The sequence below is a fragment of the Sporomusa sp. genome (assembly GCF_035561255.1).
Taxonomy (GTDB): Bacteria; Bacillota; Negativicutes; order Sporomusales; family Sporomusaceae; genus Sporomusa.
In genome coordinates this window covers 1-8,531 of the sequence record NZ_DATMXX010000281.1, presented here as the reverse complement: position 1 = coordinate 8,531, position 8,531 = coordinate 1, and the positions used below count along the sequence as shown (strand labels likewise).

At 42.0% G+C, this 8,531-nt stretch carries 5 protein-coding genes and 1 riboswitch; all 5 genes read right to left on the bottom strand.

What is annotated here, in order from left to right; genetic code table 11:
* Positions 1 to 1,273 (bottom strand): glycoside hydrolase (locus tag VN379_RS15485; RefSeq protein ID WP_325535430.1); only part of this gene is annotated, 1,273 nt, incomplete at its 3' end.
* Positions 1,257 to 3,113 carry a glycosyltransferase gene (locus tag VN379_RS15480; RefSeq protein WP_325535427.1) on the bottom strand — a complete coding sequence of 619 codons (1,857 nt, stop codon included), beginning with the start codon at positions 3,111 to 3,113 and terminating at the stop codon, positions 1,257 to 1,259. The genes VN379_RS15485 and VN379_RS15480, both read right to left, overlap by 17 nt.
* Before the next feature lie 61 nt (positions 3,114 to 3,174).
* Positions 3,175 to 5,829 (bottom strand): polysaccharide deacetylase family protein, encoded by a 2,655-nt coding sequence (locus tag VN379_RS15475; RefSeq protein WP_325535425.1) that lies wholly within the window; start codon positions 5,827 to 5,829, stop codon positions 3,175 to 3,177.
* 18 nt (positions 5,830 to 5,847) lie between these two features.
* Positions 5,848 to 7,170, bottom strand: a complete 1,323-nt coding sequence (locus VN379_RS15470; protein ID WP_325535423.1) for a nucleotide sugar dehydrogenase — start codon at positions 7,168 to 7,170, stop codon at positions 5,848 to 5,850.
* A 26-nt stretch (positions 7,171 to 7,196) separates the two neighbouring features.
* Entirely contained in the window at positions 7,197 to 8,288 is a 1,092-nt protein-coding gene (locus VN379_RS15465; RefSeq protein WP_325535421.1) for an S-layer protein, read from the bottom strand.
* 181 nt (positions 8,289 to 8,469) lie between these two features.
* Positions 8,470 to 8,531: riboswitch (cyclic di-GMP riboswitch) on the bottom strand. This riboswitch is flagged as partial in the annotation.

Below are 8,531 nucleotides of genomic sequence, written 5' to 3'. Positions count from 1 at the left end.
GAATATTGTTAAGAATATATACAGACAAGAACCGGTTTAGTTTTTCATCTGCTCTGAGATATATTCTCTGTAAACCAAGTTTATTTCCCTTTAGTCTTACAGAAAGCTTCATGTCTTCAAAATCATCACTGTTCTTTAAGCGCAGTAAACCCTTATCTTGTGGCAGTGATGTCAAAATCATTGTTTCCTTTTGAATTTCCAGGGCCCCCTTAAGCGTTTCCCAGGCCTTGTGCTTATTCAAATCGCCACTGACAAATGCCAGGTCCTGATTAATATCGTATTTGATACGCATCAGCAAATGATTGGTGTACCAATACGCCTGTGGCTGCATCCTTGTTAAATCATACACACTGCTGTTTCTCTGATTAAAGCTAAACCCTTCCCTGTTGAAGTTCATTTTAAATAATTCTTTTATCCAGCGTTCATTGACAGCACTTACTTTGTCATTATTGCCGAAACTGCCGGTATTGGAATGCATTAATATATAGGTTCCCGGTACATAACCAAGCGACTTAGCATAAATATCGCGCATTGCTTCATAATCATACGTAATCCGTTCTTTCATCTTGGTATTACTCTCTTTGGGAATTCCGTATTCATCACGAATGTAATCCATCAGATAGTGATTGTATTTGCGCCCTAGATATGGCGAAACACCAGCGTGTTCCAAGGGGTCTAATTCACCCAGATAATTGTCGTACCGGTCAAATACGTTAATAAACGCGAGCCGGTAGCCATTGGTTCCCATTTCCCAAAAAGTTGTTTTTTCAAGTTCTATCAGTTCTTCAGGCATTAAAAATTTAGTGTCTTTTTTTTCAAACTTTTCCGGATAAGTCAGCATTGTTGCTTTAAAATTCAAGTCCTCCAGAATTCTTTGCCCAAAAACTGCAGTATCCCTCCGGCCATCTTCAAAAACCAGAAACAATGATTTTTCCGGCAGCTCTTTGCCTGATTGATAGTAGTCTAAAATATCTTGTTGGCTGATTGTTACATAACCGAAATCTTTTAGCGCTTGCAACTGTTCCCGCAAACGCTCCACCCCGATTAGATTCTGATTGCCTGTTCTGTCCACACCAAAGTAGGCAAGGGTAATAAACCCTCTATCCCCGGAGAATTTTGCAGTCTGCGGGGTGTAAGGTCTATATGCTTTGAGGGTAAATAATGCGGCTAAGCAAAGTGCAATCACTGCCAGAATAATAAGCACCTGTATCACTACCCGGATAATTTTTTTCCGGTCTTTGCGGGCAGTAAATTGTTCATTTGACATCGTCATAATCTATGCCCTTCTGCTTTCCGCGATTCTTTTTTGACAGCTCGACAAGATCTGCCGGCGTCATCCGTGTTCCCCAGGTAGTTTTCCAGAAAGTAACCCAGGCAATCGGCATTTGCCATAATAGTACGGCCTCATAGTACAAGCAAAACCACAACCCGTAAATCCATGTTGAGCTTTTTCTCAGAAACAGCTGCGCCATACTCATGAGTAACGCCATTAAACAAATACCAATGATAAAGGTAACCGGAAACACCCTGTGGGTAACCGGAATATAAATCAGATTATACAAAACAATAATCGGCGCCAGAAGCGGCACAAGCACGCCCATATAAAAAGATAATGCCATAAACGGTTCTTTTCTCCACATAAATCTGGCTGCAATCAGCGACTCTCTCAGCCAGGAGCGTTTCCAGCGCATCTGTTGTTTCAAAAAGATACTATATGTGTTCGGTACAATCGTATTACATATAGCTGTATCCTGATAACCGGTACGATGTTCTTTGAGGATAAAATTGGTCATACTGCGATCATCGCCAAAGGTAGCCTTCTCGCCCCAGAATCGTTGGTTCAGCCATGCATCCATATATTTAACAACCAGATCTTTTCTGTAGCAAGAGAGCGGGCCGGATAAGCAGGTGACTGCATCAAAATAGCTTTCGGCTGCTTTCATGATCCGAAAGGCAATATAATACCGGACAGACTGCAATTTCGTAAGGGCATTGGTATAGGTGTTGGCGACATCGGTTCTGCCGGAAACCCCGCCCATTTTAGAATCTTTAAACGGCTGGACGATATTACGAATGGCAAACGGATCCAGGAAGCTATCCGAATCAACAAACACAACCAATTCATGCTTAGCCATTAAGGTCCCTTTGGCTAGGGCCTCCCGTTTGCCTGCATTTCCTGCTTGACGAACATAATGCAGCCTGGTTCCAATATCATAGCGTTGTTCTGTGATGTTCAGTTCTTCTACGATTTCTTTGATTTTTGCAAAAGACTGGTCGTTAGAGCAATCATCTACGACGATAACCTCCAGTTTTTCGACTGGATAATCCTGATTAATACAGCCTAAAATCGTTTTTTGTATCCATTGTTCTTCATTGAAGCAAGGAATAATAATCGTAACGCCTGGTGTGAAGTCTTTGTTGATGGGAACAGGGCGATAAAAAGAGCCGAACAGATATCTGGTAAGCAAAAAGCTAGCCGCAATAATACTATACATATACAAAACTTTATTAAATTTAAAATAAAGTACACTTTCTGCCCGCATCAGGAGAATGCAGGCAGTAATAAAGAATAGGGAAACTGAGGCTGCCGAAAGCATATACCAATTTTTCTTCTTTGTGGCATACTGAGCCAGTGATTCTAAAAATTCCACCCCACATAGGGTTTTTCCGTCTGCGTTTTGTCCAGAGCGGATATATTTAGCGGCAATATCGACTTTCATCTCATAACCTTCCGGCATCGTACCAGGTGATATGACAAATTTCAGTCTGATTTTCGATGCATACTGCAAATCCTGAGCAATATCCGGCGAAACCTCAAGTAACATACCGGTAGACGATATATCAATACCTTTTCCAAGACATGTTACCTCTTTGCTGTCTGAAATATATTGAATTGACACATTATAATCAACCAAATAACGCTTACCTGTTTTTTCATTTTCAATAAGCCTTGAGATATCAGAGGAATCCTCATTGTCTCTTACACGGCGTCTATCTACATTTGTACGCAATCCTTCTTTGTCAGGTACTTTAGAAAGCACCCTGCGGTCAGGTTTTGCAACAAGTAAAATATCCTTTTCCTCTTTTCTTGCCTGTTGAAATAACTTATTCAAGTCCACTTCCCTGCCATTTCTACGCTGCCGCTAGACGGCATCTAATCATCGCTCCCGTTTATTATGGATTCTGCAACTTTTGCCCTTCATAGGCTGTTAATTTTAGAGATTGTTTCCGGTTTATCTGAGAATAGTCATCTGTTAAATAATCTGACAACCTGCCGACTTTAAACTTGGAAGGATCAGAGTCCGCTTTGGCTTCATTTGCGGTCAGCAATATGTCTAAAGCCATTGCCGTATATGCAGCACTGTCTATCATATGCATGACCAGAACAGACCCTTTTTTCACTTCACCGTTTTTTGTATAGATCCCGTCTTTGATGATATTTACAAGTTTAGGAACACTTTCAGCTTTATAGTCATTTGTACTGCACGAACCGGAAACAATGTACTCGGAACCGGATTCAAGCACTGCCTCAACCCCCGCCTTACTGATGGCCAGTGTTGGCGGACGAAAGAACCGGGTCAATGCAGGTTTACCATTGACGGTCATATCACCTGTAACATCATGCAGTTTTTTATAGGCTAAGGCAAGTTCTTTGCTATATTCCTCCTTATCCCGCATTGTCACCTGACTGACCGTTTTAGGATCACGGAAGGCCATCGGCCGGTGCTGATCAGAGTGATTGCCAATGTTATGGCCTTCCATAGCAATTGTTCGCAACAGGTTCGGGTTATGCAGTACATTGTTCGTAAGAATAAAGAACGTCGCTGTTGCGTTATGCTTACGCAAGACATATAGTATTTTATTGATTGCTGCATCTGTTCCCCAGTCATCGAAGGTAAGGAAAATAACATTATCTTCGGTGTGTACTAATCCACTGGTATCAAGGCGCCGGGTTTCCATTTTCGAGAAACCAAGTGTACTTTTTCCGTAAGCAACATCCTTGTTCCCGATATAACGTTTGGCGACTTCGTTTAGAATATTATCCTGATTAATATCAAGCCCGGACCGGTCTGCTCTTAAGCGTGCCGGAACAGTTGTCGGGTCCACCGGATATTGATAAATCAACTGTGTGTGACTAAGAATTTCTCCTACAGGCTTAATCATATACTGCGAGTCATTGGCAGGATTATTCTCAGGGTTATCATAGGATGTGGCATAAGCAATATTATCGACTTTTCGTTGTTTGATGGTTGCCACCAAATCACCAACCAGCCTGTCGTTTGTATAATAGTCCAGCCTAAAATGTATGATCTGACCACGGGCCACAGAAAACACTGATTTTCCAAAAATCTCAGCCATGACCTGATCTGCAGAGGTATAATCTTTATGTTTGCTTTGTACAACATTAACCGATTGCCCAATCAATCTGCAGCCCTGGCTTAAAACGGCTTCTTTTGTAGCGTCTGTTATGGCACCCCAAGGTTGTTTTACCAGATTCGTTTCCACACCAAACTGTTCTTGCAGGTTCTTACGGTCCCTCATAATCGTACTACGGGTTTCATCCGCTGTTTCTCCATCTTTTGGCCTTATTGCAATCCCGATTTCGTGGCCATTGGCTATAATCTGCCGCAGTGTTCCGGGATACTTTTTCATTTCTGGTTCTGCCACAAAGAAGGTTGCTATGATGCCAAGCTCCTTTAATCTTCCGAGTACGTCGGTTACTACGGCTTCGTTGGCTAATCCTCCAAACGTATAGGCGAGCGCCGGTTCAGTGGTAAAAATAGTCTTGATTTCTTGTGCCTGGTCAGCCACAGTTGCTGCCGCATAAGCAGTACGGATAGAAAACAAGTTCACAACCTGTTCTCGTATGAGGGCAGTAATTTTTGCCAGCAAAGAAGCGGTGTCATCCCCGTTATTGTTATGCTGAAGGGTAGTATTTATTGGTTTAAATTCTTCCACATAGGTGGTAATATAATTTCCTTTATTCAGTGCAATTAATAGTTTTTCTAACGTATCAATAAGCGCTTTTCCGCTTAGATCTGCTTGCTCAGGGAGTGCTTTCAAGCCCGGCTGTTTATCCACTGCCGGGCTTAATGCCGTTTTTCCCGGCTCACTGATAATCGACTCGACATTGTCTTGCAATTTAATGGAAACAATACTCCCTGGTCTAAGCTTGCCGACAAAAGCCTCTGCGGCAGCAAGAGAGTTTACTTGTTTTACATTAAGAAAAATATCACTGCTTACAACACTCTTAAACCCTGAGGCTTTCGCCGCTTGCAGCAACTGATCGGTATATTTTGTATCATTGCATTTTAGAAGCTCTGTTCCTTGACCGGTGGCTATTTTAATGATCGTCTGGGACTGACTAAAATCCCTAACCAACTGTTCGGCAGGCAGATTCTCCATCTTACCCAAACCGGCAAGGGTATAGTTTCCGATTCTTTGTCCTGCTGTTTTGATATTGACAACAGTTTGCGGATCTTCGGCAGTCTGCATCCCATCCACAAAAAATGTTGCCTTTACCTGATATTTTTTCAATAGATCTAAAATCTGTTGCATAGTAGTGCGGTCTGTTAGCCCGTCAAAAGTGAGGGCAATCTGCCGCTGATTACTATTGCTCCGGGTAATGACAGTTGCCTTCTCCGGGCTTTTTTTCAGTTGCTCCAAGGCCTGGGTAATTTCGGCGTCAGCCTGATAGGGACTTGCCGCATCGGTAATATTACGGTATCTCCCCCCGGTTTGCGTTGCAGCAAAGTCTTTGAGGAAAAATCCTCCCAGCAGACAAAGCCCTAGCAGAACCAGTGCTGCTACAATTTTCTTATTGATCACGTATATCACCCCTTATGCTTAAAGACTCCAGTAGCAGTAACCCTTTTCTTCTATGGTTTTCTGTTCAAATATACTTTTGATATCAATAACAACATGTTGTGCTTGTAGTTCCTGTTGTTTGAACATGCCGGCCAAATCTTCCGGCCGCAAATCCTTAAACTGCTGATGTGCTACTAAAAACACCAGGCAATCGGCATTCCGGACATTTTTCAAATCTACAAGCTCTATATCAAGTTCTTTATTGAATTCTGCCTGATCAACATACGGATCTACCACCTTGACCTTAATTCCATATGCTGAAAGGTATTTACAGACATCCACAGCTTTCGAATTGCGCATATCCGGGCAGTTTTCTTTGAAGGTTACCCCCATAATATAAATATTGGATTTCTTAACATCCTTATCAGCCTGAATCATTTTCTTAATCACGTTATCAGTAACAAAAACACCCATATTGTCATTGATTTTTCTGCCGGCAGCAATAATCTGCGAGTGATACCCCAGCATCTCAGCCTGATAAATAAAGTAATAGGGATCGACACCGATACAATGCCCGCCTACCAGACCTGGATAAAACCCTAAAGCATTCCATTTGGTATTCATCGCATCGATAACATCTTTTGTGTTGATTCTCATGCGGTCAAAGGCCATTGCCAGTTCATTCATAAAAGCAATATTAATATCTCTTTGGGCATTCTCAGCCAGTTTGGCCGCTTCCGCTACTTTAATGCTGGGTGCTTTATAGACACCTGCATGAATAATGAACTCATAGACAGCCGCAATGGCTGCCACAGTCTCTTCATCCATACCGGCAACGACTTTACGGATGTTTTCAAGCCTATGCACTTTATCTCCCGGATTAATTCTTTCCGGCGAATAACCCACTTTAAAATCTTTCCCACATACCAAACCTGATTCTTTCTCTAAAATCGGTATGCAAACATCTTCGGTAACACCGGGATATACAGTAGACTCAAAAATAACAATACTGCCTTGCGATAGATTTTGGCCGATCAATTTACTGGCATTGATAACAGGTGCCAGATTCGGTGTTTTATCCCCATTGACCGGTGTTGGCACAGCAACAATAATCACTTTGGCTTCTTTTAGCCTTGCAGGATCGGTGGTAAACTCCACTGCTGTGCTTTTAATTTTTTCATCACCAATCTCATTGGTAGGATCGATTCCCTGTTGGTAAACGTTAATTTTTTCTTCATTAATATCAAAGCCCAGCGTTTTGACCTTCTCAGCAAACGCAACTGCCATCGGTAAGCCAACATAGCCAAGCCCGACAACGGCCAAATAGTCTTTTTTCGTCCGGATTCTCTCTACTAATTCCATCTGCAACACTTCACCTGCTTAACTAGTTAAAAATAATGAGTTATGTGGCTCCACAATGTTTCGCCTTTTGCCCCCGATATTTTGTCTGTCAGGTCGTAATACTCAATACCGCCGACATAGTTTTCGGCAAAGGTGTAGTTCATGCCTAAACCATGGCCCTTAAAGCCTTGCATTGAACTGCCTCTGCCATTCATCCCATGAGCAATATACGTCCCCCGCGGCTGATCATAATATTTGGCAAATAGCCCATAGGTACCTGGCCTCCAGGTTTTTAGATCACCGTAGTTAAAGCTAAATACATAGCCGGTACCGCCCTCTTGCTTATCTTTCAGGCTGGAATCCAAAACCATGGCCCCTATGCCAAAATTACTGAAATTGTAGTTTCCGCTTAGAGTTCGGATTGTTTTTTGCCTGCGACTACCGTCATCTGTCTGATAGTAATAAACACCGGCTTCCAGATTGTAATCAAAATCATTATATCGTGCAGATGCCACATATGTTTTTTGGGTGTCATTAGTCTCGCCATAGCTCATTGTATATTTCACAGGTCCGCCAAAGTCAAGGCGTACACCGTCAAAACCGCTGTCATACACATTACCTTCTGCCATAAGATAACCAAAAGAACCCGCTTTCAGCGTTGATGCACCTATTTTCCCGGTTACATACAGTCGTGAAAACCTTAATTCATTATTATAATTGACTAAACTCTTTTGACTGTCCAGCATACCATAGGCGCGCCAATCCTGATTAATATCAGCATTAAAACCCAGACGGCTGCGTATCCCTGCTGAATCCCGGCCCCAACGCCCGGAACCATTGTTAGATGCATAATGCAAACGAATTTCACCGTCAATATTCACCTTGTGATCAAAGTGCTTGCTACTATGGCCCACCTGCATCAATTCGTCGATAAGGCCTGAATATGTTTCCAGGGTAATATCCCCTGGATTTCGGGTTGTTTTTTGTCCAGCATTAAAATCATTATTGATTTCGCCCATATTCAGGGGTTGATTTGAAGCATATACTATGGTTCCTTTCAGCTCATCACCAAGCTGATTTCCTATAGTCATACCGATTAGCGCTGCCATTACCAACAGTACTCTTACGGTTTTTTTCACTGGATATTCACCGCCCTGATAAAATGATTTTAATCACTCGGTTATCGCATAATTGAAGTTCATAGAAGAAAGATTATGCTTGTTTACCAAATCATTATTTAAGTCAATATTAAATATTTTTAAAATTAATTCTTTGATAATATCGTTTATCGGAAAAACAAATGAAATGACTGCCAAGTTGCAATGCAACCTGGCAGTCATATACAATGTACGTAGACCCATAGCTTTGCGTCCTTATCTTTC

Bases quoted from the DNA above. Each gene is read 5' to 3' on its own strand.
- VN379_RS15470 (WP_325535423.1), bottom strand. From the start codon at position 7,170: ATGGAATTAGTAGAGAGAATCCGGACGAAAAAAGACTATTTGGCCGTT.